The organism is Paenarthrobacter sp. TYUT067 (genome assembly GCF_023656375.1).
In the GTDB taxonomy this organism is placed as follows: Bacteria; Actinomycetota; Actinomycetes; order Actinomycetales; family Micrococcaceae; genus Arthrobacter.
The window spans coordinates 31,997-55,405 of the sequence record NZ_JAMOIT010000008.1; the positions used below are offsets into that span (position 1 = coordinate 31,997).

Here is a 23,409-nt window from a genome sequence, read left to right on the forward strand (position 1 = left end):
AATGTCCACCCGCTGTGTATAACTCTGTGGATTATCGCCCAGAACAGCGCCGCCGGAGAGACTTCGGCTGCCAGCAACGCCGGCAAGCAAGTATTTAGGAACTGATTGATGACAGTAGACGAAGCCAACCACGCCAACACTGTCGGAAGTTCCTGGCGCAGGGTACTGAGCCTTATGGAACAGGACGACCGGGTCTCACCCCGTCAGCGCGGTTTCGTCATCCTCGCCCAAGCCCAGGGCCTCATCGGTTCAACCTTGCTGGTGGCCGTTCCCAACGAGCTCACCCGCGAAGTCCTCCAGACGCAGGTCAAGGACGCCCTGGACGATGCCCTCCGCAACGTCTTCTCCGACGACATTCGCTGCGCAATCGACGTGGACACCGATCTGGTGCCCGTCCACGCGGAGCCGGAACCCGTCGTCGAGCTTTCTGCTGTTTCTGACTTCGCCGAACCGAAGCCTCAGCCCACACCCCCGAGTACCTCACATGAGTTCGGGCGCCTGAACCCGAAGTACATCTTCGATACCTTCGTGATCGGTTCCTCGAACCGCTTTGCGCACGCTGCCGCCGTGGCTGTGGCGGAAGCGCCCGCGAAGGCCTACAACCCGTTGTTCATCTATGGCGATTCGGGTTTGGGTAAGACCCACCTGCTCCACGCGATCGGACACTACGCCCGCAGGCTCTACAGCGGCATTCGGGTCCGCTACGTGAACTCCGAAGAATTCACCAACGACTTCATCAACTCCATCCGCGATGACGAAGGCACCAGCTTCAAGACCACGTACCGCAACGTGGATGTGCTCCTGATCGATGACATCCAGTTCCTGGCGGGCAAGGACCGGACCCAGGAAGAGTTCTTCCACACGTTCAACGCCCTGCACAACGCCAACAAGCAGGTTGTCATCACCTCGGATCAGCCTCCCAAGATGCTGGCAGGCTTCGAGGACCGCATGACGTCGCGCTTCGAATGGGGCCTGTTGACGGATATCCAGCCGCCGGAACTTGAGACCCGGATTGCGATCCTTCGCAAGAAAGGCCTCAGCGAAGGCCTCTCTGCACCGGATGATGCTCTGGAGTACATCGCGTCGAAGATTTCCAGCAACATCCGCGAACTTGAGGGCGCACTGATCCGTGTGACGGCATTCGCGAGCCTCAACCGCCAACCGGTGGACGTGGCCTTGGCGGAAATGGTTCTGAAAGACCTGATCACCGACGACGGCGCCCAGGAAATCACGGCGAAGCAGATCCTGGACCAGACGGCCGACTACTTCAAGCTCAGCATGGAAGAGCTCTGCAGCAAGTCCCGTACACGCACCTTGGTGACAGCTCGACAGATCGCCATGTACTTGTGCCGCGAGCTGACGGACATGTCCCTGCCGAAGATCGGCCAGGAACTCGGAGGCCGTGATCACACCACAGTCATCCACGCGGACCGCAAGATTCGTGAGCTGATGGCGGAGCGCCGTGTGATTTACAACCAGGTCACTGAGCTCACCAACCGGATCAAACAACAGCAGCGCGACTCCTGAAATCCACATCGCACCCGCCACTACATACCTTATTAACAGGTGCATGTGGATAAGCCTGTGGATACTTAAGGGGACAAGCTCGGTTAATGGGCTTAAAACCCTTAAGCCACCTGTGGATCGTTAAAAACGGGCCTGGGAGTTGTCCCCATCCACACCCTGTTTAAAACCCAGTTAACACACAATCCGTGAACAGGGCTTAACCGCGGATCTACGGGGCTAGATCGAGTTATCCACAGTTTCCACAGCAGTTATTAACACTACGAATCCCAAAAAATTGAAATCCCTCAAATAACAATCTCGTTCCGGCGCCCATCCCCTCCTGCAGATCACGAGCACCCAGACCGGCCAAGGCCGGCCCGTGGCTATCCACATACGAGGGGGCTGGCCCGACGGGGATGGGTTAATCGCGGATCTTCCGGCTAAGCTGTCAGCAGCGCTCCCATCCTTGGGTCTGTTTGTAGTTCGCTCAGCGCGGACCATGCAGGTTCCGGTGCCGGACCGCGAAGATTTAGCGGCTTCCAAGCAGGAATCCGCAGCTACTACATGGCAGCAGCAATGAAAGGCGGCACCCTTCCGTGAAGTTCAGAGTCGACCGCGACGTCCTGGCAGAAGCCGTTACGTGGACCGCGCGGTCGTTGTCTCCGCGGCCGCCCGTCCCCGTGCTCTCCGGTCTCCTCCTCAAAGCCGAGGCAGGTACCGTCAGTCTCTCCAGCTTTGACTACGAGACCTCAGCGCGTTTGGAAATCCCGGCAGACATCGCTGTGGAAGGCACTATCCTGGTCTCCGGACGCCTGTTGGCAGACATTTGCCGCAGCTTGCCCTCGGCCCCTGTCGAAGTGGAAACCGATGGCAGCAAGGTCACCCTCACCTGCCGTCGAAGCAGCTTCCATCTGGCCACGATGCCCGAGTCCGAATACCCCGCACTTCCGGCGCTCCCGGCCATCAGCGGAACCTTGCCGGGCGACGCCTTCTCCCAGGCCGTGTCCCAGGTGATCATCGCGGCAAGCAAGGATGACACCTTGCCCATCCTGACTGGCGTCCGCATGGAGATCGAGGATGACCTCATCACGCTTCTTGCCACGGACCGCTACCGCCTCGCTATGCGCGAAGTCCCCTGGAAGCCCGTAACCCCGGGAATTTCCACCAGTGCACTGGTCAAGTCCAAAACCCTGAACGAAGTAGCCAAGACGCTCGGTGGCAGCGGCGACATCAACCTCGCCTTGGCTGACGATGACAGCCGGCTCATTGGCTTCGAAAGCGGCGGACGAACCACCACATCACTCCTGGTGGATGGCGACTACCCCAAGATCCGTTCGCTCTTCCCGGACTCCACTCCGATCCACGCAACAGTCCAGACTCAGGAACTCGTCGAGGCCGTCCGCCGTGTTTCGCTCGTGGCCGAGCGAAACACCCCGGTCCGCCTTGCCTTCACCCAGGGCCTGCTGAATCTCGACGCCGGCACAGGCGAGGATGCGCAGGCTTCCGAGGAGCTGGAAGCCCAGCTTTCCGGTGAGGACATCACCGTTGCCTTCAACCCGCATTACCTCGTTGAGGGCTTGAGCGTAATCGAAACCAAGTACGTTCGTTTCTCCTTCACCACTGCACCGAAGCCTGCCATGATCACGGCCCAGGCTGAGGCGGATGGCGAAGACCAGGACGATTACCGCTACCTCGTGATGCCGGTCCGCCTCCCCAACTAGCTGGAACGTAGCAGCCACCTTCGCAGAAAAGAGTTCACACCGTGCACATCGGATTGATCGGCCTCGGCAAAATGGGTTTCAACATGCGGGAACGCATGCGGAACGGTGGCATTGAGGTCACCGGTTTTGACCGCAATCCCGAGGTCACGGATGTCGCGTCGGTGGATGAACTCATCGCTGCACTGCCCACTCCGAGGTTGGTCTGGGTGATGGTTCCCTCCGGTGCCATCACTGATGCGGTGGTAACAGAGCTTGGCGAGAAGCTCAGCCCGGGTGACATGGTGATCGATGGCGGCAACTCGCGTTTCACGGAAGACCAAAAGCACGCTGCTGCACTGGCCGAGAAGAGCATCCGCTTCGCGGACTGTGGTGTGTCCGGCGGTGTCTGGGGCCTACAAAACGGTTACGGCCTGATGGCAGGCGGTGCCGACGAAGACATCGAACTCGCCATGCCCGTTTTCGACGCTCTCCGCCCCGAGGGTGAACGGGCCGACAGTTTCGTCCACGTGGGCGGAGTTGGTGCTGGCCACTACGCCAAAATGGTTCACAACGGCATCGAGTACGGCCTCATGCAGGCATATGCCGAGGGCTACGAATTGCTGGCGGCAAAAGACATCGTGAAGGACCTTCCGGGGACTTTCCGTGCATGGCAAAAGGGCACGGTTGTCCGTTCCTGGCTCTTGGACCTCATGGTCAAAGCGCTGGACGAAGATCCAGGGCTGGCATCGATTGATGACTACGTTGAGGACTCCGGCGAAGGACGTTGGACCGTGGAAGAGGCAATCGCCAATGCAGTGCCCGCGCCTGCGATCACGGCTGCCCTCTTTGCCCGCTTTGCCTCCCGCGAAGACAATTCCCCGGCCATGAAAATGGTGTCCGCCCTGCGCCACCAGTTCGGCGGACACGCCACCCGTCCGGCCAACTAGGCCGCAGGACTCCTGCAGACGGCGTGTACCTCGAACATCTTTCGCTGACGGATTTCCGAAGCTATGCACAGGTCGACCTGAAGCTCGGCCCTGGTGTTACGGTCTTGGTGGGTTCCAACGGAATCGGCAAGACCAACCTCATGGAAGCAATCGGATACCTGGCCACGCTGAGCTCCCACCGGGTCAGCACGGACGCTCCGCTGCTTCGATTCGGTACGGAGCGCGCTTTGATCCGGGCCAGGCTGGTCCGTGGAGAACAGTCAACGGTCATAGAGCTCGAGATCAATTCCGGCCGGGCAAACCGGGGACGCATCAACCGCAGCAACCCGGTCCGGGCCAGGGACATACTGGGAATTTGCCAAACGGTGTTGTTCGCACCCGAGGATTTGGCGCTGGTCAAGGGCGATCCTTCGAACCGCCGACGCTTCCTGGACGAATTGCTGGTGAGCCTTGTTCCGCGGCATGCTGCCACCCGCAGCGACTACGACCGCGTTCTGAAGCAACGCAACGCATTGCTCAAATCCGCCCGGGCAGGTAAGTTCACCGCCGGACATGAGGCAACCCTGGATGTCTGGGACCAGCACATGGCACGCGCCGGCGCGGAATTGCTTCATGCCCGCCTCGAGCTTGTGGAGCGGTTGCGTCCTCACCTGAACAGCGCTTATGCACAGCTCACTGACGGTTCCAAGGACGCCGGCGCTGTCTACCGCTCAACCATCCAGGGCGTACTTGACGACGACGGCGGTCCAGCCGACCACGGAACGGAACCTTCGCCGTCGGTGGACGACCTCCGGCTGCTGTCCGTTGACGAGCTCACGGAGCGCTATGTCCAGGCCTTCGCGGCATCGAGGAAAAAGGAGCTCGAACGGGGCATCTCCTTGGTAGGGCCGCACCGGGATGAACTGGAACTTGTTCTGGGGCAGGCACCCGCGAAGGGTTATGCGTCCCATGGTGAAACGTGGTCCATGTGCCTCTCGCTGCGGTTGGCTTCCTACTATGTGATGTTGGACGATGCTCGGACCGGGGGCACCGCTCCGATCCTCATCCTGGATGATGTTTTCGCTGAACTGGACGTCCAGCGCCGGCGTAAACTGGCTGCAATAGTCGCCGGCGCCGAGCAAGTGCTGGTGACCGCCGCCGTCGATGCCGATATCCCCGAGGAACTGGCCGGACGGCGCGTAACCGTTGTTCCGGGAGGCATCGATGGCGAAGGATAGCCGCGAGGGACTTCAACCTGGCCGTGAACCGGATGAGATTGATGCTGCACAGGCGGCGCTGAACCGTATGCGCGAGGCTGCGGCTGCCCGCGGAGAAGTGCGGCAGCGCGCGCCGAGGCCCGGGTCAGCTCCCAAACGTAAGGGGCTCCGGGATACCAGGGGTTTTGCCCAATTCCACGGCAGCGGCCGTGATCCCTTGGGTTTGGGAAAAGTGGTGGGACGCTTGGTGGCCGAACGTGGTTGGACATCGCCCGTGGCCGTTGGTTCCGTCATGGCGGAGTGGGAGACGCTGGTGGGACCGGATATCTCCGCCCACTGCACGCCGGAGAGCTTTACTGACACCACACTCCATGTTCGTTGCGATTCCACCGCGTGGGCGACGCAGCTGCGGTTGCTGAGCACCAGCCTTCTGGAGATGTTCCGCAACGAACTGGGCGAAGGGGTTGTGACCAGCATCCAGGTGTTGGGACCTTCGGCTCCAAGTTGGCGAAAAGGCGGACGCAGCGTTAACGGTCGAGGCCCGCGGGACACGTACGGCTAAACGGCGTGCAGGGCGTTTCAACGCCCCCGAGTCGTATAGGCCCCCGTCGGGACCACCGCAGGGCCATTGAAGATAGGGCCAGTGGTCTCCCATGGCCATATTCAGCTGTCGGCTGCCCCCGTATTTGCAAGGATTTGCGCCTTTCCACGATAGAATTGGCGTAGATCACTGAGCGCCGGTGAAACGTCGTCGGGTCCTGAATCCACTCCTGTGGCATCGGGGACCCCCGTCGTCGGACTAGACGGCGCAATCAGTCACGTGCCCGTTGGCGGCCGCGGTTAGCCGTGGGCAACTCCGGGAACGGCCGACATCGAGTACAGAGGAGTCGAAAGCGCCTGTGGCTAACGACAATGCAGAGACCTTGGCAGTAGAGCCCGAAGAGGAGACTGTTCCCAAGCCTGACACGCCCGTGGAGGAGCGCAGGGAGTACGGTGCCAGCGACATCACCGTGCTGGAGGGCCTCGAAGCCGTGCGTAAACGCCCCGGCATGTACATCGGCTCAACCGGTCCCCGCGGCCTGCACCACTTGGTTTATGAGGTGGTGGACAACTCTGTTGATGAGGCGTTGGCTGGTTACTGCAGCCACATTGAAGTCACGCTCCGCGCTGACGGTGGAGTGCGCGTGGTGGACGATGGCCGCGGTATTCCCGTGGATATCCACCCGACAGAGGGCAAGCCGACTGTTGAAGTAGTCATGACCATCCTGCACGCCGGCGGTAAGTTCGGCGGCGGCGGCTACGCAGTGTCCGGTGGCCTTCACGGTGTTGGTATCTCCGTAGTCAACGCCCTGTCGCGCCGGGTTGATACGGAAGTCCGCCGCCAGGGTCACGTTTGGCGCATGACCTTCGCCGACGGCGGCAAGCCTCAGGGCGAACTCGTCAAGGGCGAGGCTACCGATGTCACGGGGACGTCCCAGACGTTCTACCCGGACGGCACCATCTTCGAATCCACCGAGTTCGATTTCGAGACACTGCGTGCACGCTTCCAGCAGATGGCCTTCCTGAACAAGGGCCTGCGAATCACGCTGACGGATGAGCGTCCGGTTAACCGCGGCGGCGACGACGATGATCTCGATCTGGATGCCGTGGCAACCGAAGGCGAGGTAGCCGCCGAGCACCGCACCGTTGTGTACCAGTACCCGGACGGTCTGCTGGACTACGTCAAGCACCTGAACTCGAACAAGAAGGTGGAGATTGTCCACGAGGACGTCATCGCTTTCGAAACTGAAGACACCGAGCGGCACATCGCCGTCGAGGTCGCCATGCAGTGGACCACCGCTTACTCGGAAAGCGTCCACACGTATGCAAACACCATCAACACTCACGAGGGCGGAACGCACGAAGAAGGCTTCCGTGCCGCGATGACCTCGCTCATCAACCGCTATGCGCGCGAGAAGAGCATCATCAAGGAGAAGGAAGACAACCTTACCGGTGATGACATCCGTGAAGGTCTGACCGCCGTCATTTCGGTGAAGCTTTCCGAACCGCAGTTCGAAGGCCAGACGAAGACCAAACTGGGCAACTCCGAGGTTAAGGGCTTCGTCCAGCGTGTTGTCACGGATCAGTTGGGTGACTGGCTGGAACGTAACCCCGGCCCGGCCCGCGACGTGATCCGCAAAGCCATTTCGGCTGCCCAAGCACGTATGGCCGCTCGTAAAGCCCGCGACAATGCCCGGCGGAAGAGCCCGCTGGAGTCGTTTGGCATGCCCGGTAAGTTGTCCGACTGCTCGTCCAAGGATCCTTCGCGCTGCGAGGTCTACCTCGTGGAGGGTGACTCCGCCGGCGGCTCGGCCAAACGTGGCCGCAACCCGGAGACCCAGGCCATCCTTCCACTGCGTGGCAAGATCCTGAACGTGGAGCGCGCTCGTTTGGACAAGGCTTTGGGTAATGCCGAAGTCCAGTCAATGATCACCGCCTTCGGCACTGGCATCGGCGAGGACTTCGACATCAGCAAGCTTCGCTATCACAAGATCGTTCTGATGGCCGACGCTGATGTCGATGGCCAGCACATCACCACCTTGTTGATGACACTGTTGTTCCGTTACATGCGTCCGCTCATCGAGAACGGCTACGTGTACTTGGCCCAACCGCCGCTGTACAGGATCAAGTGGTCAAACGCCGCCCACGACTACGTGTACAGCGACCGCGAACGCGACGAAACCATCCGTAAGGGTGCGTCCATGAACAAGCGCCTGCCCAAGGACAACGGCATCCAGCGCTACAAGGGCCTGGGCGAGATGGACTACACCGAGTTGTGGGACACCACCATGGACCCGGATCGTCGCACCCTGTTGCAGGTCACCATGGATGACGCCCTGGCCGCAGATCAGACCTTCTCCGTCCTGATGGGCGAGGACGTCGAATCGCGTCGTAACTTCATTCAGCAGAACGCCAAGGACGTCAGGTTCCTCGATATCTAGGGGCCCACAGGGGCAACTGAATATTCCAGAACTGACATATACCTGAAACGGAAACCTTAGATTATGAGTGACGAAACTCCCGAAGTCCCGGAATCGAACGACGTCGAGGATGTTGTTCTCGAGGGTGATGTGCTGACTGACCGCGTGGAGCAGGTTGACCTGCAGACCGAGATGCAGCGGTCCTACTTGGACTACGCCATGGCCGTCATCGTCGGCCGTGCCCTCCCGGACGTCCGCGACGGCCTCAAGCCGGTCCACCGCCGTGTTCTGTACGCAATGTTCGACGGCGGGTACCGCCCTGACCGCTCCTTCAACAAGTGCGCACGCGTTGTTGGCGACGTCATGGGTACCTACCACCCGCACGGCGACATGGCGATCTACGACGCCTTGGTCCGCCTGATCCAGGACTGGACCATGCGTTACCCGCTGGCGCTGGGCCAGGGTAACTTCGGTTCGCCCGGTAACGACGGCGCTGCTGCACCGCGTTACACCGAAACCAAGATGGCTCAGCTGGCCATGGAAATGGTCCGCGACATCGACGAGGAAACCGTCGACTTCCAGGACAACTACGACGGCAAGAACCAGGAACCCACTATCCTGCCGGCGCGTTTCCCCAACCTGCTGGTCAACGGCTCCTCGGGTATCGCCGTCGGTATGGCCACCAACATTCCACCGCACAACCTGCGCGAAGTTGCCGACGGTGTGCAGTGGGCGCTTGAGAACCCGACGGCCACGCGGGAAGAACTTCTCGAGGCTCTGCTGCTGCGAATCAAGGGACCTGACTTCCCCACGGGCGCTACCATCCTCGGCCACAAGGGCATCGAAGACGCCTACCGCACCGGCCGTGGCTCCATCACCATGCGCGCAGTGGTCAATGTTGAGGAACTCCAGGGCCGTACCTGCCTGGTGGTGACCGAGCTGCCCTACCAGGCCAACCCGGACAACCTGGCCATCAAGATTGCCGAGCTGGTCAAGGACGGCAAGATTTCGGGTATCGCGGACCTCCGCGATGAAACCTCCGGCCGTACCGGTCAGCGCCTGGTGATCGTGCTCAAGCGCGATGCCGTTGCCAAGGTGGTCTTGAACAACCTGTACAAGCACACGCAGCTGCAGGACAACTTCTCGGCGAACATGCTGGCAATTGTCGACGGCGTTCCGCGCACCTTGAGCCTGGATGCTTTTATCCGGCACTGGGTGGCTCACCAGATGGACGTCATTGCACGCAGGACCCGGTACCGCCTGCGCAAGGCCGAGGAAGAAGCGCACATTCTGCGTGCACTCCTCAAGGCTTTGGACATGCTGGACGAGGTTATTGCCCTTATTCGCGCCTCCAACACCACCGAAGCTGCCCGCGAAGGGCTCATGGAGTTGCTGGAGATCGACGAACTCCAGGCCCGCGCCATTTTGGACATGCAGCTGCGCCGTTTGGCTGCCTTGGAACGCCAGAAGATCCAGGACCGCCACGCGGAACTCGAAGCGATGATCCTGGAGTACAACTCGATCCTGGCTTCGGAAGAGCGCCAGCGTCAGATCATCAGCGAAGAACTCGCCGAGATCGTTGCCAAGCATGGAGACGATCGCCGGACGCATGTCCTGATGGGCTTCGATGGCGATATGTCCATGGAAGACCTGATCCCTGAAGAGGAAATGGTTGTCACCATCACTCGCGGCGGATACGTCAAGCGCACTCGTAGTGATAACTACCGTTCGCAGCAGCGCGGCGGCAAGGGCATCAAGGGTGCACAGTTGCGCGGCGACGACGTGGTGGAGCACTTCTTTGTGACCACCACCCACCACTGGTTGCTGTTCTTCACCAACCTTGGACGCGTGTACCGGGCAAAGGCTTACGAATTGGCTGAAGCCGGACGCGACGCCAAGGGCCAGCACGTAGCCAACCTGCTGGCTTTCCAGCCGGATGAGCACATTGCCCAGGTCCTTGACCTGCGGGACTACCAGCAGGCCCCTTACCTGGTGCTTGCCACCAAGAATGGTTTGGTCAAGAAGACCCGGTTGGAGGATTACGACACCAACCGCACAGCCGGTGTCATTGCCATTAACCTGCGCGACGAGGACGAACTGGTATCCGCCCAGTTGGTCAGTGAAACCGATGACCTGCTCCTGGTGTCCCGCAAGGGCCAGTCCATCCGCTTTACGGCCACCGATGATGCTCTGCGTCCCATGGGTCGTGCCACCTCCGGTGTGACGGGTATGAAGTTCCGTGAAGACGACGAACTCCTGGCCGCAGACGTGGTCCAGGATGGTTCGTTCGTGTTCATCGTCACCGAGGGCGGATACGCCAAGCGGACTGCCGTTGATGAGTACCGACTCCAAGGCCGTGGTGGCCTGGGCATCAAGGTAGCCAAACTTGCCGAAGACCGTGGTGACCTTGTTGGCGCCTTGATCGTGCAGGAAGAAGACGAGGTTCTGGTGGTCATGGAGGGTGGCAAAGTGGTCCGCTCGGCAGTGACCGGCGTCCCCGCCAAGGGCCGCGACACCATGGGCGTCATCTTTGCGAAGCCGGATAAGAATGACCGCATCATCGAGGTTGCGCGCAACAGCGAACGCGGCTTGGAAAGCGAAGAGTCCGAGGACGGACTCGACGATGACGTAACGTTGGCTGCAAACGACGGCGCCTCTGAGGCGACCGTGACGGCCGATACGGAAAACGACGCAGACCCGGAAATCGAAACGGGCGCGGAGCTGAACGAAGACAACACCGGAGGTAACGAGTGAGTAATTCCGACTCATATCCCAAGCCGAGCACAGGTGTCCCCGGCGGACTCCGGCAGCCCTCAGGCAACACGCAGTCGGGAACGCCTGCACGTCCCCAGCAGCGCCCTGGAACCGGGTCCGCGGGATCCGGTGCCGGAGCGCGGCCCGCGAGCGGAGCTAATTCCGCTCCGCGTCCTTCCGGCGCTCCCGGACAACGCCCGGCACAGGCCGGTCAGCGTCCCGCTGGGGCCCCCGGACAGCGGCCTGCACAGCCCGGCCAGCGCCCGGCCGGCACCCCTGCCCAGCGTCCCTCGCAGGGTGGGCCCGGCTTGGTGAAGCCGGCTCCCAAGGCCAAGGTTCGCCGCGCGCGGCTTCTTGTCAGCAAGGTTGATCCGTGGTCGGTCCTAAAGATGGCATTCCTGTTGTCTGTTGCTTTGGGCATCGTCACCGTGGTTGCAGCAATCGTCTTGTGGACTGTGTTGGATCTCACGGGAATCTTTGACCAGGTGGACAGCCTCCTTGGCACCCTGGCAGGCTCCGAGGGCAGCGGGTTCGAACTCAAGAAGATTGCTTCACTCGGCCAAGTGGCATCCTTTGCCACCATCATTGCTGTAGTGAACGTGGTTCTGTTGACTGCGCTGTCCATGCTTTCGGCCGTGCTGTATAACATTTCCGCAACGTTGGTTGGTGGCGTCGGCGTCACCCTGACTGACGACTAGCAAAAACTCCCGGAAATCAGCCGAAATAGGCGGAATTACACCGGGGAAATGCCTCGATTTGAGATCGGGCCGGGATGTGCTGTACAGTCATATCTCGGCCCGATGAGGCATCGGGGCGTATAGCTCAGGCGGTTAGAGCGCTTCGCTGATAACGAAGAGGTCCCAGGTTCAAGTCCTGGTACGCCCACGGAACCACAAAGAGGTTCAGGTAAAACTGAACCGGAATGAGGTGCTTGTGAAGAAGTTGCTGGTAGTTGTAGCAGCTGCTATCGCAGGCGTCCTGGTCTATAAAAAGGCTCAGGAATCCGAAGCCCGGAAGGATGTCTGGAGCAAGTCAACCGATACGGTGGACTAGCCGAAGAGCCCGGTGCGGATTGGTAAATTCCAGTCCTGACATGGGGTATGATTGACGGGTTGCTTCTTATGGGGGCATGGCGCAATTGGTAGCGCACCTGCTTTGCAAGCAGGGGGTTCGGGGTTCGAGTCCCCGTGCCTCCACCATAAGGAAAGTCCCGGTCAGAAATGACCGGGACTTTTGCATTTAAGCCCTTCCTCCCAAGTCGTCGGAATTCTATGTATTCGAAATTTGCGGCGGATTAAAGCTGCGTGGGAGGAAGGGCCACCTTCAATCACACTAGGGTGGATCCGTGACCCTTCTCATTGCTGCGCTCGGCGTCCTGGGTGTTGCCTCCTCCGGCCCGCTCATTGCCGGCACGCTTGGTGCCACTTCGGTGACCGCACTGGCCATCGCATTCTGGCGTAACGCAATAGGTGCCGTGGTGATGGCGGGCCCCGTCATCATTCGGGAACCGAAAGCGTTCGGGAGGATCACGCGGCGTGAGTTTGGTTGGTCTGCCGTGGCTGCCGTGGCGCTGGCCTTCCATTTCGCTTGTTTCATCACGGCACTGCAGCTGACATCGGTGGCTGCGGCTACTGCCCTGGTATGCCTGCAATCGGGGTGGATCGCCGTGTTCCAGGTGTTCCGGGGCACCCGGCACCGTTGGCCGGTCCTGGCGGGGCTTGGCATTGCTTTTGGCGGCGTGGTGGCGATTACTGGATTCGATATGGGCTCGTCCCCGGAAGCGCTCCTCGGTGACCTCCTGGCACTTGCGGGCGGCGCCCTGGCCGGCCTGTACACGTTGGCCGGTGGCAAGGCGAGGCAGTCCATGGGGACTGGAACGTACACCACACTTTGCTACGGCATGTGTGCGGCGATTGTGGCCATGCTGGCTTTGTTCACTGCCCAGCCACTCTCAGGGTTCGACGCCGGCGGTTGGCTTGGCATTATCGCCATCACCGTGTGTGCGCAGCTGGTGGGGCACACGGCCTTTAACCATCTACTGGCTACGATGAGCCCGCTACTGGTGTCCATGATCATCCTGCTGGAGATTCCAGGTGCTGCCCTTTTGGCGGCCATCTTCCTGAATGAAACGTTGCCTGCCGGTACTTATGCGGGGTTGGCGCTGATCCTTGTAGGGCTGGCCGTGGTTGTAGCCGGTCAGCGGCGTGGCAGGCCGGAAGCAGACCGACGCGAAGCCGAACTGGGCGCAGACTAAGGTGCCGCCGTCGGGCGTTTAGACTCCGCCGCGGCGGGTGCCTTGCCCCGAGTTGGCCGTGTGGATGGCACGCAGCAGCTTCGCCGGAAAGTACACCGAGAAGAACACCACCATAGGTGCCTTCAAAGCCATCTTCTTGACGTTGTGAGCCTTGTAGGTCCGATCGAAGCGCTGGACGTAGTAGCGGTAGTCCCTGGGTGAGTCCTCAAGTCGGCGGGCAGACATCCCGGACACCATTTGGGGTAGGTACTGCACTTTGAGGTCGTGCTCGAATAGGTGCAGCGAAAGATCAATGTCCTCGTGCATCTCGTCGTTGGGGTCCAAACACGCTTCATCACGGATGGTTTCCCATGCCGAGCGTCGAAGGGCCATGTTTGATCCGAAGAGGAAATGGTACTGGTGCTTGGCCAGGCGGAGCATGAGCTGGCGCATCTTGTCATCCGCTTTGAGCCCGAACCGGCGCATTGGCATGTCGTAGTAGACCACTGGACCTGTGGCAGCGGCTACCGAGGGATCCGTGAAGGCCTTTTGGACCTGTTCCACCCAGTCCGGTTCAAGGACTGAGTCAGCGTCGATGCGGCCTACGACGTCCCCTGAGGCGTTGTTCAGCCCGTGGTTACGGGTGGGGATGAGACCTTGCGCGGCCTCCTGCCGCATGAGCAGGATGGGGCTTTCAGGGTATTCCTGTTGCATCTGGCGCACTATTCTGGCCGTGCGGTCTGTGGACAGGTTATCCACCACAATGATCTCTTGCGCGGGAACCGACTGGTAGATGGCCGCGATGAGGCACTGGCGAATGACGCTTTCCTCGTTATACGCCGGGATAACGATGGATACGCCGGGAGGTTCCGGAGCATCCTTAAGGGAACCCGCTAGGGGTCTATCGGCTGACATCACCATAAATCTAACACCCGTGCCCGGGCAGGTGATGGAGGCATTGATGACAAGGCGGCAAACACTGAAGGGATCCCGGCAATCGCCGGGATCCCTTCAGTGTTTGACGTTCTCTGCCCCACTTCGAGGCGGTGAGTCAGTGTTTAGTTCTGTGCACCCTTGGCATCTGACTCCTTGCCATCGGTGTCCTTGTGCAGGCTGGCCGCGATGTTCTTGACGGCGGTCTTTGCGTCCGTCGCCACTTTCTCCGTGGAGTCCTCGACGTTCTTGAAGGCATCCTTGGTTGCCTGCTCTGCCTCAGCTGCGGCTTCCTCCGGTGTGATGTCCGCAGCCTTGGGCTCGGCAACTGCCGGAGCCGCTGCAGGAACAGGAGCGGGCGTCGGTGTGACCGGAGCAGGCGTCTTCCACGGATCTTCAACCGGCTTGGAAGCCTTCCAGGCAGCAACACCGGCAGCAGCGGCGGCGGCAATGACCGTGACGATCAGCCATCCGCGCTTCTTGGGCTTGGGCTGTTCCTTCACCAATGCAGAGGAGACCGCCTTGCTGGCTTGGTCCGTCACAGCCTTGATCTGCTTGCCGGTGGCCTGGGCTTGCTCCTGAACGCTGTGGACAACGCCGGAATCAACCAGCTTCTGTGCCACAGCATCAACCTGCGCGGGGGCATTCTCAAGGACGTGGTGGACCGCTACCGAAGCCTGTCCCAACTGCTCGGACAGCTTGGGGAGGTATTCGTCCACCACCTTGTCCCGTGCATGGCCGAGCGCCGGGGTAGCCCTGTTGAGCGTCTCCTGGATCCTGGGTGTGGCGTCTTCCACCACGTCATGGATCTTCGGCGCGAGGTGCGCCAGCCCATCCTGAATCCGCGGTGTGACAACTGCAACGCCGTCAGCGAGGTTGTGCGCAGCGGACTTCAGACCCTCTTGAATCTTGGGCGAAGCGCTATCAATGCCGTGCTGGATACGCGGAACAGCCCAATTCACGGCTGCTTCCACACGCGGTGCAGCCCAGTCGCGGGCGTTATCCACACCGGCCGTGACTGATTGTTCGAGTTCGCGGGCAATACGGTCTGATTTCTTCACAACTACCTCCCGATACACATGCTCGTTTGTTGCTAGCCTACGTCGCTTGTGGAACACCGGCTATTCATCTGTCCGAGAACGTCCAGGATTTCACCCAGCGCGGAACCGGCTTTACGGCCGGACGGGCGTTGACCCTGCATGGAAGAATGGGGCCATGACCATCGCAACCGCAAAAGCAACGATCCACACGAGCCTCGGCGACATCAAGGTTGACCTCTTCGGCAACCACGCCCCCAAGACGGTCGCCAACTTTGTTGGCCTGGCCACGGGCGAAAAGTCCTGGAACCACCCGGAAACCGGCGAAGACAAGACCGGTACCCCCCTTTACAACGGCACTATTTTCCACCGGATCATCAAAGACTTCATGATCCAGGCCGGCGATCCCCTGGGTCGCGGCGTGGGTGGCCCCGGCTACCAGTTTGACGACGAAATCCACCCGGAACTGACCTTCAACGCTCCGTACAAGCTGGCTATGGCCAACGCCGGCATCCAGATGGGCAAGGGCACCAACGGGTCACAGTTCTTCATCACCACTGTGAACACCGACTGGCTGTTCGGCAAGCACAGCATCTTCGGCGAGGTCACGGATGAGGAATCCCGCAAGGTTGTGGATGCGATCGAGTCCGTCCGCACCGGCATGGGCGACCGCCCGGTTGAGGACGTCGTCATCAACAGCATCGACATCGAACAGCTCTAGTCACACACTGAACCAGAGCCCATGAGTTACGGAATTCCGTCGGCCGAGCCGTCCGCTGATATTCCGGTGTGCCCCAGGCACCCGGACAGGCCCTCCTATGTGCGGTGCCAGCGCTGCGGGCGCCCTGCGTGCCCCGAGTGCCAGCGGGCGGCCGCCGTCGGGTTCCAATGCGTTGACTGCGTCAACGAACAAAAACGTACGACGCCGACATACCGCTCCCCGTATGGCGGAGCCTTGGCAGTAGGCCGGCCTTTGGTGACGTACGTGATCATCGGCTTGTGCGCACTGGTTTATGTCCTTCAGTGGATTGTGCCCGGTGACGCGGTCTTCGAGAATTTTGCGTTCGCCAACATTTTTGCTGTCAGTGAGCCATGGCGCATGGTCACGGCAGCGTTTTTGCACTCGCAGGGTTTCCTGCTCCATATCGTCCTGAACATGTATACGCTGTGGATCTTCGGACAGGCCCTTGAGCCTTTGCTCGGGCGGATCCGATTCCTGGCTGTGTATCTTATTTCCGCAATTGGCGGTTCCGTGGGCTTCCTTGCCCTGACTCCCACATTCCCGCCGGTGGGAGTAGTGGGTGCTTCCGGTGCCATTTTCGGCCTCTTCGGCGCCATGCTTGTTGTGCAGCGCCATAGGGGTGGAGAAACCAAGCAGCTGTGGATTTTGATCGCCATCAATGGCGCCATTGGCTTCTTCGTGCCCAGCATTGCGTGGCAGGCCCACTTGGGTGGGTTGATCACTGGTGGCCTTGCTGCTGCAGCGATCGCCTATGCTCCCAAGGGCAAAAACCAAGCACTTCTCCAGGCTGGAGGACTCGTTTTGGTAGCGGGCCTGCTGGCCGTGGTCACCTGGTTCCGCGTCACTGCAGGTTAGCTGGCCTCTCCGGCCTTCATGACGGGCTGGCGCAGGATGGTCTTGAGCCTCTCCGGTGCGGTGCGCCGAGGATCGCTGAGATAAATTTCGTGGTGCTTGCCGGTCATCACCAACTGCTGTTCCGGAATGAATTTGTTGTGCATCTCCTCCAGCACTGGTCCTTCATCGTCATACGGACCTACGTGTAGTGTCTGCACGCTCAAACCCTCGTTGAACGGTTCCAGACGGAGAGCCTCCACAACGGGTCCTTCCCCCTTCGTGGCGACCGTCTCCCGCGCTATGTTCAAGTGTTCCCTGGTTATCCAGTCGGGGACCATATTCATCAGCGACCAGTCCCAGCGTGACTTGTCCCTGGTAAGGGTGAATGAATCCATGTCATCGGACCACCACAGCGCCTCCAGCGGCATCACTGTGTAATCCTGGCCGAGCTCGCGCTTGCTGAGGAACTTCAAAGCGTAGGCGACTGGATACAGCGTTGTTAGCGCATCCTTATAGGACTGGGCTGTGTTGGGGTCCCCGTGACCGTCGATCATCAGGTACTGCATAACGGGAACCGTGATGACCGAAAAGTGCCCGTGGCTGGCCCTGTAACTGGGTATCAGCTTCTTATGATCGCTCTTCATGCCACCACCGTACTCCGAGACCTTATCCACAGGTGTTATCCACAGTGTGTGTAACTTACACGCATGTAGTTATCCACCTTGGCCGTCCGAGGACTCGTCAAATTGCAAGATATCCCCCGAAAGGCATGGGTTTCTCCACACCTGTGGATAACTTTGTCCCCCGCGGCAACGGAAATGTGGACAAAAGGGCGACTTCACCAGCATCTGTGGACAAGCCTGTTAATGACGCCGTGGAGAGCCGAGTATCAACAGGCTTATCAACAGTGTTAATAACTTACATAGCTGTAGTTCAGAGGGAACAAGGGTCTCCTGTTCGCCTGCAAACCAGGGATCCCGGAGTCGAAACCCACAAGTTTTTCCCCAGCTGTGGATAACTTGTGTGCAGGGGGCTGTTGTTAAGTGGGTAACTTTCCCGCCGCTCATCAAGACGGCGGCATAGCGCGCAGGTGGTGGATGTAAGTCAAGAAGCACTCCAAAGAGCATTTGGCGAAGCCGACAATCCTAAAGTGCTGAATTCCTAGTGAAGCTTGGTGGACTATCCACAGCGCAATACACAGTGGGCATAAGTGGAGTTGGATGCCCTGTGCCCTCGGATCGCCGGACTGGCACCAATAATGGACCCTGGTACGTGGATGTCCACAGAAGTTATCCACGCCTGTGGATAAAGTTACACACTTCTGTGGACAGCTCTGTGGACTATCGGGGCCGCAGGCCCGCCGGGGTTCGGGTTAGACCCATACCCCGGAGGTCCCCCGCCGATGACTGTCCATCAAGTGGGTGTCAATGATTCCCACGGCTTCCATGAGGGCATGCATCGTGGTGGGTCCCACAAAAGCGAAACCCTTCTTCCTCAATGCCTTTGACAAGGCGATCGACTCCGGCGAGGTGGTAGGGATGTCCGCCATGGTGGTGGGTTTGGGAGTGGTGTGCGGCTGGAACGACCAGACGAAGTCCACAAGACCGCCCTCTTCGCGCAACGCGATGGTGGCCTTGGCGTTGGTGATGGCCGCTTTGATTTTCAATCGGTTGCGCACAATTCCGGCGTCGAGCATGAGCCGTTCCTCATCGGCCTCGGTGAAGGCCGCGACACTCTCCGGATGGAAGTCCAGGAACGCTGCCCTGAAGGCATCCCGTTTCCGAAGAATGGTTGCCCAGGATAAACCCGCTTGGAACGCTTCGAGGCTGATGCGCTCGTACATGCCCTGCTCATCGCGGACGGGCATTCCCCACTCGTGATCGTAGTAGGCCTGCATGAGGGGATCCGAGGACGCCCACAGCGGACGCGCCAAACCATCCTCACCCACGACTATGCCACTATCCGCGGTCATGCACGCTCCTTCGATGCCGGCCAACTCGAGGGCCAAGGCGGTAATTCAGCTTTCGGGAATATTCTCCCCGGAGCCTCGGACATTTTTGAGGTGGGACCCCGGCATCATGACAAGCCCGTGACTCGCATAGTGATATTGATCCGTCCCTGCGAGAGGCCGCAGCCATCCGGCGCCGTTTTTGGGAAAACTTTGGGGATCCCGTGATAAGCAAACCTGGACGGTCCTCCAAAGACGAAGAGGTCTCCCGACCGAAGCTCAACGTCTGTGTATGGCTTGGTCCGGGTTTGGGTATTGCCAAACCTAAACAGGCACGTATCACCAATGCTCAGGGAGACCACAGGGGCGTTGGAACGCTCGTCCTTGTCCTGATGCATTCCCATGGCGGCACCGTCGTCGTAAAAGTTCACCAGCGCGGCGTCGGGCGTGTACTTGTTCGCCAGTGCGCTCAGCGCTTCGTCACTTTCAACGCCCTCATAGCCTGAGGAGTAGGCCGCTTGCACTGCTTTCCGCCCCAGGCGCACCATCCAGTCCGGGAAATCGAGCACGGGACGGCCATTGACGTCAGTGGCTTCCCGTGTGTAACGGTAAGGCTGCCAATGCCAACCCAAGCACACAGTTCTCACCGACATTTGATGTCCGCCCGGAAGAGTGGCGGCACGGAGGGGAACCGGCCCTTGGGTCCATTCGCCAAAGCGGGCTACTATCCATCGTTGCTGCTCGAGGGTAAGCCAAGCAGGAACATGGACGGCCCCGGGCGCAATCAGGCGGGGACCGGCGTCGTGCCTTTCCGGCTGAACGAGCTCCCGCGGAAACAAAGCGTCGTCGCTCATGCCGCCGCCTCAAGGCGGAGCAGTGCGCGTTTGGCCTCGCTTCCACCAAGGTAGCCACCGAAATTGCCGTCAGACTTTACTACCCGGTGGCAGGGCACAATGAGGGGCAAGGGGTTGGTAGCACAAGCGGTTCCGACAGCCCGGACAGCATTGGGACTGCCGGCTGCCTGGGCCACTTGGGCATAGCTGGCTGTGCTGCCATAAGGGATCCGAGGCAGGTGACGCAGGACATTGAGACGGAAACCGCGGGATAGCCGGAAATCCAGCGTGAGATCGAACTCCGTCCTGGTGCCCTTGAAGTACTCGTCGAGTTCACGGGCGGCGTCATCCAAACGTGCCGGAGCCTGAAGAATGCGCGGACTGACAGTGCTTGCCAGAAACTGAAGGACGGAGTCGTGGTCTTCCAGCTCGAAAGCGACACGGACAATTCCCCGGTCCGTAGCAGCCAAAAGGAGCTTACCCAGCGGGGAGTCCACAATCCTGTAAGCAATGTCCAAAGTGTGGGTGAGCTGAGCGTCGCGCGCCAAGCGGGCATGAAGGCTGGCAATGGCCGGTTCGAGCCCGATGTCCAAGGGATGGAGGAGCGAAAGAACCTCGGCGTGATCGGGACTGAGTTCAAGGGTCATCAGATGTCACCTTTCGAGGATGTGCGGGCCAGCGACTGGTGGGAGGCGAGGGCAGAGCGGAGAGACTTCACGCCGTCAGCTCCGGCGCGACGGGCAGCCTCGGCGGTGCCGCCCCACAAAGCAGCAACATCCTTATAGGGAAGGCCCCCTAAATAGTGGTAGGCCACCGCCTGGCGCTGCTTCGTGGGAAGACCCGCAAGGGCCTCAAGCAGTTCATCGTGGCCGTCACCAGGAATCCCGAGACTGGACGCTTGCTCAGGTGGAAGGTCAACCGGCAGGGCACGGCGGGTACCGGCCCGTACATGGTCGATGCACTTCCGGTGGGCGATGGTGACCAGCCAGGCTTCAACATTCGCTTCGGGAGGCAGTGCCGGGTATGCCTGAAGGGCAGCCAGGAACGTATCTGACCATGCATCATCGGCGTCGTGCACGCCAAGAATGGCACGGCACACCCGAAGCACTGTGGTGCCATGTTCATGGACCACGGATTCGAACGGCTTCTTGTCGACCATCTGCCTGGGCTTCATCAGAACAGCTTGCCCTCCCGCACCTCTACCGGCTCTTCCAATTCCAGGAGGAACCGTTTATTCCGAAGCCCACCTGCGTACCCGGTGAGTTGACCATGACGCCCCACCACGCGGTGGCAAGGAATGACGATGCTGATGGGATTGCGTCCCACAGCAGAGCCCACCGCCTGAGCCAGATGGGGATCCCCCAGTTCTGCGGCCAGCTGCCCGTAGCTGACGGTTTCACCGAACGGAATATGTTGCAGTCGTTCCCAGACCTTCTCTTGAAACGGGTTTCCGACTGCCTCGAAAGGAACATCGAACATAGTCCGATGACCATTCAGGTACTCGGTGAGCTCGGTCCGAGTCCGTGCGAACACCGGATCGTCCATCCCGGTCTGATCCCCAAAGTAGTCCTCCGAAGGCATATGCCAGTGACCCTCATAGAAGATCCCCGTCAAAAATTCCCCGCGGGCAGTCAAAGTCAACTGCCCCAGCGGGGAATCCAAGGTTGCGTGCCGGCTTCTCATATCTTGTAGACGTTCACGGGCACGGAAATGTGAGGTGCGGAATTCCTAGGAGCGCCAGCGTGTGGTCATCAGGAATCCGACGATCGCTATGCCGAAGCCGGCCACGATATTCCACGAGGCCCACTCGCGGACGGGGAACTGGCCCTCGGTAATGTAGAAAGTAATGATCCAGACCAAGCCGAGGATCATCAGGCCGAACATGACAGCCTTGTACCAAACCGGGTTGGGCTTGTACTGCTGTGCTGCGGAAGTCTGCTGGGCCTGACGGGCAGGCCGCTTGCGGGGCTTGGACTCGGGCACGGATCCTCCTGGCTGTTCGGTTTAATACCCGTTTCCGCCAGCCTTGATATCCTGCAGGAAGGAAAATTCCAGCGGTTAACGGCCACACGGCGTTCCGGGTTGGTTCTAGCTGTCAAGTCTAGCCGCAACCGGGGGTCCGCCTGTGCCGCCCGCGCCCTATGCAAGGAGACCTTGTGGCGCATCAGCAGCAGACGGCGGCCTCCGCCATGCCGTCCGCCAGCCAAGGGCACGAACTGCGCCCACGCAAGCGACTCCGGGCCTCTGACGTTGTCCGTAAGATCAGTCAGATTCTGGGTGAACTGCTGATTACGGCAGGCATAGTGCTGCTCCTTTTTGTGGGCTGGGAACTATGGTGGACCAACGTGGAAGCTGACGCCAAGCAGACAGAAGCGGTCAAGAGCTTTGCTCAGGAATTCTCCGGCCCCATAACCCCTGCGGCGCCTGCCGCCCCCGTGGATTATGGACCTCCGGTGGTTACACCGGCGCCCGCCTACGCGGGAATGATCGGAATCATGTACATCCCCCGTTTCGGCCCGGATTACACACGCCCCATCATCGAAGGCACCGGCTCGGACGTTCTGGACACCTTGGGATTGGGCCACTACGGAAGCACCAGCATGCCTGGCGCGCCGGGCAACTTTGCGGTAGCTGGCCACCGTCAAACCCACGGTGCAGTCCTGGACAACATCCACACATTGGTTCCCGGAGACAAGATCTACATCCAGACGGCAGACGGCTACTACACCTACGTTTTCCGCAACAACCAGATCGTCCTCCCGGACCGTACGGACGTCCTGATGCCCGTTCCCACCGAAGCGGGAGTCCAGCCCACGGAAAGTATCCTGACCATGACCAGTTGCAACCCGAGGTTTGGTGCACAGGAACGCATCATCGCTTACTCGATGCTGGATAGTTGGCAACCTGCCTCAGCCGGTCCGCCGTCGGAAATCGCCGCCCAAGTAGCCCGGGCACACGGAAAGGGGTAACCAATGTACGCGTGGATCTTCCGCAATCTGCCGGGACCCTTGTGGGTGCGGATCCTGACATCCTTGGTACTGGTGGGCGTAGCCCTGGTACTGATGGTGGAGTTCCTCTTCCCGTGGTTCTCCCAATTCACCACTTTGACCGACTCAACGATTGGTTCAGTGCAGCAGCCATGAGCACAACAAAAATCCTTGTAGTGGATAACTACGACAGCTTCGTTTACACCTTGGTGGGGTACCTCCAGGAACTCGGTGCCGAAACAACGGTGGTCCGCAACGACGACGTGACGCTGGCAGAGGCCATAGAGCTGGCAGCAAGCCGCGACGGCGTCCTGGTCTCCCCCGGCCCGGGTACGCCAGCCGAAGCAGGAGTCTGCATAGAGCTCATCAAGTGGTGTGGCGAGGCCGCCAAGCCCATGTTCGGTGTCTGCCTGGGACATCAAGCCCTGGCCGAGGCCTACGGCGGAGTGGTGACACACGCACCGGAACTCATGCACGGCAAGACCTCACCCGTCCAGCACGAAGGCAAGAGTGTCTTTGCTGGTCTCCCGTCGCCCGTGACGGCAACCCGCTACCACTCCCTGGCGGCGGTTCGGGACTCCATCCCGGACGTTTTGGAAATCACCGCCGAGACAACCAACGGAGTGGTGATGGGTCTGCAGCACAAGACCGCTCCCCTCTGCGGCGTCCAGTTCCACCCGGAATCGGTGCTCACCGAAGGCGGGTATCAGATGCTGGGCAACTGGTTGGAGTCCCTGGGCATGACCGGTGCGGCCGAACGAGCCTCGAAACTGAGTCCACTCATCAAGCAGTAGGTGAG

General features: G+C 60.2%; 23 protein-coding genes, 2 tRNA genes and 1 pseudogene. 17 read left to right on the forward strand and 9 right to left on the reverse strand.

Features of this window, described 5'->3' with window-relative positions; translation table 11 throughout:
- The first annotated feature begins 108 nt into the window (after positions 1–108).
- From dnaA to MOD31_RS08940, 12 genes and pseudogenes are all read left to right on the forward strand, one after another.
- Complete coding sequence (dnaA, locus tag MOD31_RS08885; RefSeq protein ID WP_024818846.1) at positions 109–1,527, forward strand: chromosomal replication initiator protein DnaA; 1,419 nt, start codon at positions 109–111, stop codon at positions 1,525–1,527.
- 575 nt (positions 1,528–2,102) lie between these two features.
- A complete protein-coding gene (dnaN, locus tag MOD31_RS08890; protein WP_105691206.1) occupies positions 2,103–3,227 on the forward strand; it encodes a DNA polymerase III subunit beta in 1,125 nt (374 codons plus the stop codon).
- A 14-nt stretch (positions 3,228–3,241) separates the two neighbouring features.
- Positions 3,242–4,153 (forward strand): annotated as a pseudogene (gene gnd, locus MOD31_RS08895) (phosphogluconate dehydrogenase (NAD(+)-dependent, decarboxylating)); the annotation flags it as partial.
- Between the two features lie 23 nt (positions 4,154–4,176).
- Positions 4,177–5,370 carry a DNA replication/repair protein RecF gene (gene recF, locus MOD31_RS08900; RefSeq protein ID WP_166842622.1) on the forward strand — a complete coding sequence of 398 codons (1,194 nt, stop codon included), beginning with the start codon at positions 4,177–4,179 and terminating at the stop codon, positions 5,368–5,370.
- Entirely contained in the window at positions 5,357–5,911 is a 555-nt protein-coding gene (locus tag MOD31_RS08905; protein WP_062072222.1) for a DUF721 domain-containing protein, read from the forward strand. Before recF ends, MOD31_RS08905 begins: the two co-directional genes overlap by 14 nt.
- A gap of 337 nt (positions 5,912–6,248) precedes the next feature.
- On the forward strand, positions 6,249–8,330 hold the full coding sequence (gyrB, locus tag MOD31_RS08910; RefSeq protein ID WP_286198871.1) for a DNA topoisomerase (ATP-hydrolyzing) subunit B: 2,082 nt from the start codon (positions 6,249–6,251) through the stop codon (positions 8,328–8,330).
- 63 nt (positions 8,331–8,393) lie between these two features.
- Positions 8,394–11,063 carry a DNA gyrase subunit A gene (gene gyrA, locus MOD31_RS08915; RefSeq protein ID WP_250820383.1) on the forward strand — a complete coding sequence of 890 codons (2,670 nt, stop codon included), beginning with the start codon at positions 8,394–8,396 and terminating at the stop codon, positions 11,061–11,063.
- Positions 11,060–11,761 (forward strand): DUF3566 domain-containing protein, encoded by a 702-nt coding sequence (locus MOD31_RS08920; RefSeq protein WP_142937292.1) that lies wholly within the window; start codon positions 11,060–11,062, stop codon positions 11,759–11,761. Before gyrA ends, MOD31_RS08920 begins: the two co-directional genes overlap by 4 nt.
- 113 nt (positions 11,762–11,874) lie before the next feature.
- Positions 11,875–11,948 (forward strand) — tRNA-Ile (locus tag MOD31_RS08925).
- Between the two features lie 48 nt (positions 11,949–11,996).
- Positions 11,997–12,116, forward strand: a complete 120-nt coding sequence (locus MOD31_RS08930) for a DLW-39 family protein (RefSeq protein ID WP_217639245.1) — start codon at positions 11,997–11,999, stop codon at positions 12,114–12,116.
- A gap of 70 nt (positions 12,117–12,186) precedes the next feature.
- Positions 12,187–12,262 (forward strand) — tRNA-Ala (locus tag MOD31_RS08935).
- 146 nt (positions 12,263–12,408) lie between these two features.
- Positions 12,409–13,317 (forward strand): DMT family transporter, encoded by a 909-nt coding sequence (locus MOD31_RS08940; RefSeq protein ID WP_142937291.1) that lies wholly within the window; start codon positions 12,409–12,411, stop codon positions 13,315–13,317.
- An 18-nt stretch (positions 13,318–13,335) separates the two neighbouring features.
- On the opposite strand, the gene MOD31_RS08945 is transcribed toward MOD31_RS08940, so the two are convergent.
- Positions 13,336–14,211 (reverse strand): glycosyltransferase family 2 protein, encoded by an 876-nt coding sequence (locus MOD31_RS08945; protein WP_142937290.1) that lies wholly within the window; start codon positions 14,209–14,211, stop codon positions 13,336–13,338.
- 143 nt (positions 14,212–14,354) lie between these two features.
- Complete coding sequence (locus MOD31_RS08950; protein ID WP_142937289.1) at positions 14,355–15,290, reverse strand: hypothetical protein; 936 nt, start codon at positions 15,288–15,290, stop codon at positions 14,355–14,357.
- A gap of 154 nt (positions 15,291–15,444) precedes the next feature.
- Here MOD31_RS08950 and MOD31_RS08955 point away from each other — a divergent pair, with 154 nt between their 5' ends.
- Complete coding sequence (locus MOD31_RS08955) at positions 15,445–15,987, forward strand: peptidylprolyl isomerase (RefSeq protein ID WP_011772794.1); 543 nt, start codon at positions 15,445–15,447, stop codon at positions 15,985–15,987.
- Between the two features lie 21 nt (positions 15,988–16,008).
- Positions 16,009–16,863: a rhomboid family intramembrane serine protease gene (locus MOD31_RS08960; RefSeq protein WP_166842624.1), complete on the forward strand. Its 855-nt coding sequence runs from the start codon at positions 16,009–16,011 to the stop codon at positions 16,861–16,863.
- On the opposite strand, the gene MOD31_RS08965 is transcribed toward MOD31_RS08960, so the two are convergent.
- The 7 genes from MOD31_RS08965 to MOD31_RS08995 form a co-directional block, all read right to left on the reverse strand.
- Entirely contained in the window at positions 16,860–17,486 is a 627-nt protein-coding gene (locus MOD31_RS08965; RefSeq protein ID WP_250820384.1) for a GyrI-like domain-containing protein, read from the reverse strand. The two genes, MOD31_RS08960 and MOD31_RS08965, sit on opposite strands and share 4 nt — an antisense overlap.
- A gap of 728 nt (positions 17,487–18,214) precedes the next feature.
- On the reverse strand, positions 18,215–18,814 hold the full coding sequence (locus tag MOD31_RS08970; protein ID WP_142937286.1) for a DNA-3-methyladenine glycosylase I: 600 nt from the start codon (positions 18,812–18,814) through the stop codon (positions 18,215–18,217).
- Positions 18,815–18,918: 104 nt separating this feature from the next.
- On the reverse strand, positions 18,919–19,644 hold the full coding sequence (locus MOD31_RS08975; protein WP_142937285.1) for an alpha-ketoglutarate-dependent dioxygenase AlkB: 726 nt from the start codon (positions 19,642–19,644) through the stop codon (positions 18,919–18,921).
- Entirely contained in the window at positions 19,641–20,270 is a 630-nt protein-coding gene (locus tag MOD31_RS08980) for a methylated-DNA--[protein]-cysteine S-methyltransferase (RefSeq protein WP_250820385.1), read from the reverse strand. The genes MOD31_RS08975 and MOD31_RS08980 overlap by 4 nt, the downstream gene beginning before the upstream one ends.
- The gene (locus tag MOD31_RS08985; protein WP_142937283.1) at positions 20,270–20,797 is read right to left on the reverse strand and encodes an RNA polymerase sigma factor; all 528 of its coding nucleotides are present in this window, start codon (positions 20,795–20,797) and stop codon (positions 20,270–20,272) included. The genes MOD31_RS08980 and MOD31_RS08985 overlap by 1 nt, the downstream gene beginning before the upstream one ends.
- Entirely contained in the window at positions 20,797–21,306 is a 510-nt protein-coding gene (locus tag MOD31_RS08990) for a methylated-DNA--[protein]-cysteine S-methyltransferase (RefSeq protein WP_142937282.1), read from the reverse strand. The genes MOD31_RS08985 and MOD31_RS08990 overlap by 1 nt, the downstream gene beginning before the upstream one ends.
- A gap of 45 nt (positions 21,307–21,351) precedes the next feature.
- Positions 21,352–21,606 carry a cell division protein CrgA gene (locus tag MOD31_RS08995; protein ID WP_142937281.1) on the reverse strand — a complete coding sequence of 85 codons (255 nt, stop codon included), beginning with the start codon at positions 21,604–21,606 and terminating at the stop codon, positions 21,352–21,354.
- A 158-nt stretch (positions 21,607–21,764) separates the two neighbouring features.
- Here MOD31_RS08995 and MOD31_RS09000 point away from each other — a divergent pair, with 158 nt between their 5' ends.
- The 3 genes from MOD31_RS09000 to MOD31_RS09010 are packed head-to-tail and all read left to right on the forward strand — an operon-like array spanning position 21,765 to position 23,404.
- The gene (locus MOD31_RS09000; protein WP_166842626.1) at positions 21,765–22,592 is read left to right on the forward strand and encodes a class E sortase; all 828 of its coding nucleotides are present in this window, start codon (positions 21,765–21,767) and stop codon (positions 22,590–22,592) included.
- A gap of 3 nt (positions 22,593–22,595) precedes the next feature.
- The gene (locus tag MOD31_RS09005; RefSeq protein ID WP_011772805.1) at positions 22,596–22,766 is read left to right on the forward strand and encodes a hypothetical protein; all 171 of its coding nucleotides are present in this window, start codon (positions 22,596–22,598) and stop codon (positions 22,764–22,766) included.
- Positions 22,763–23,404 carry an aminodeoxychorismate/anthranilate synthase component II gene (locus tag MOD31_RS09010; protein ID WP_105691191.1) on the forward strand — a complete coding sequence of 214 codons (642 nt, stop codon included), beginning with the start codon at positions 22,763–22,765 and terminating at the stop codon, positions 23,402–23,404. Before MOD31_RS09005 ends, MOD31_RS09010 begins: the two co-directional genes overlap by 4 nt.
- Positions 23,405–23,409: the final 5 nt, after the last annotated feature.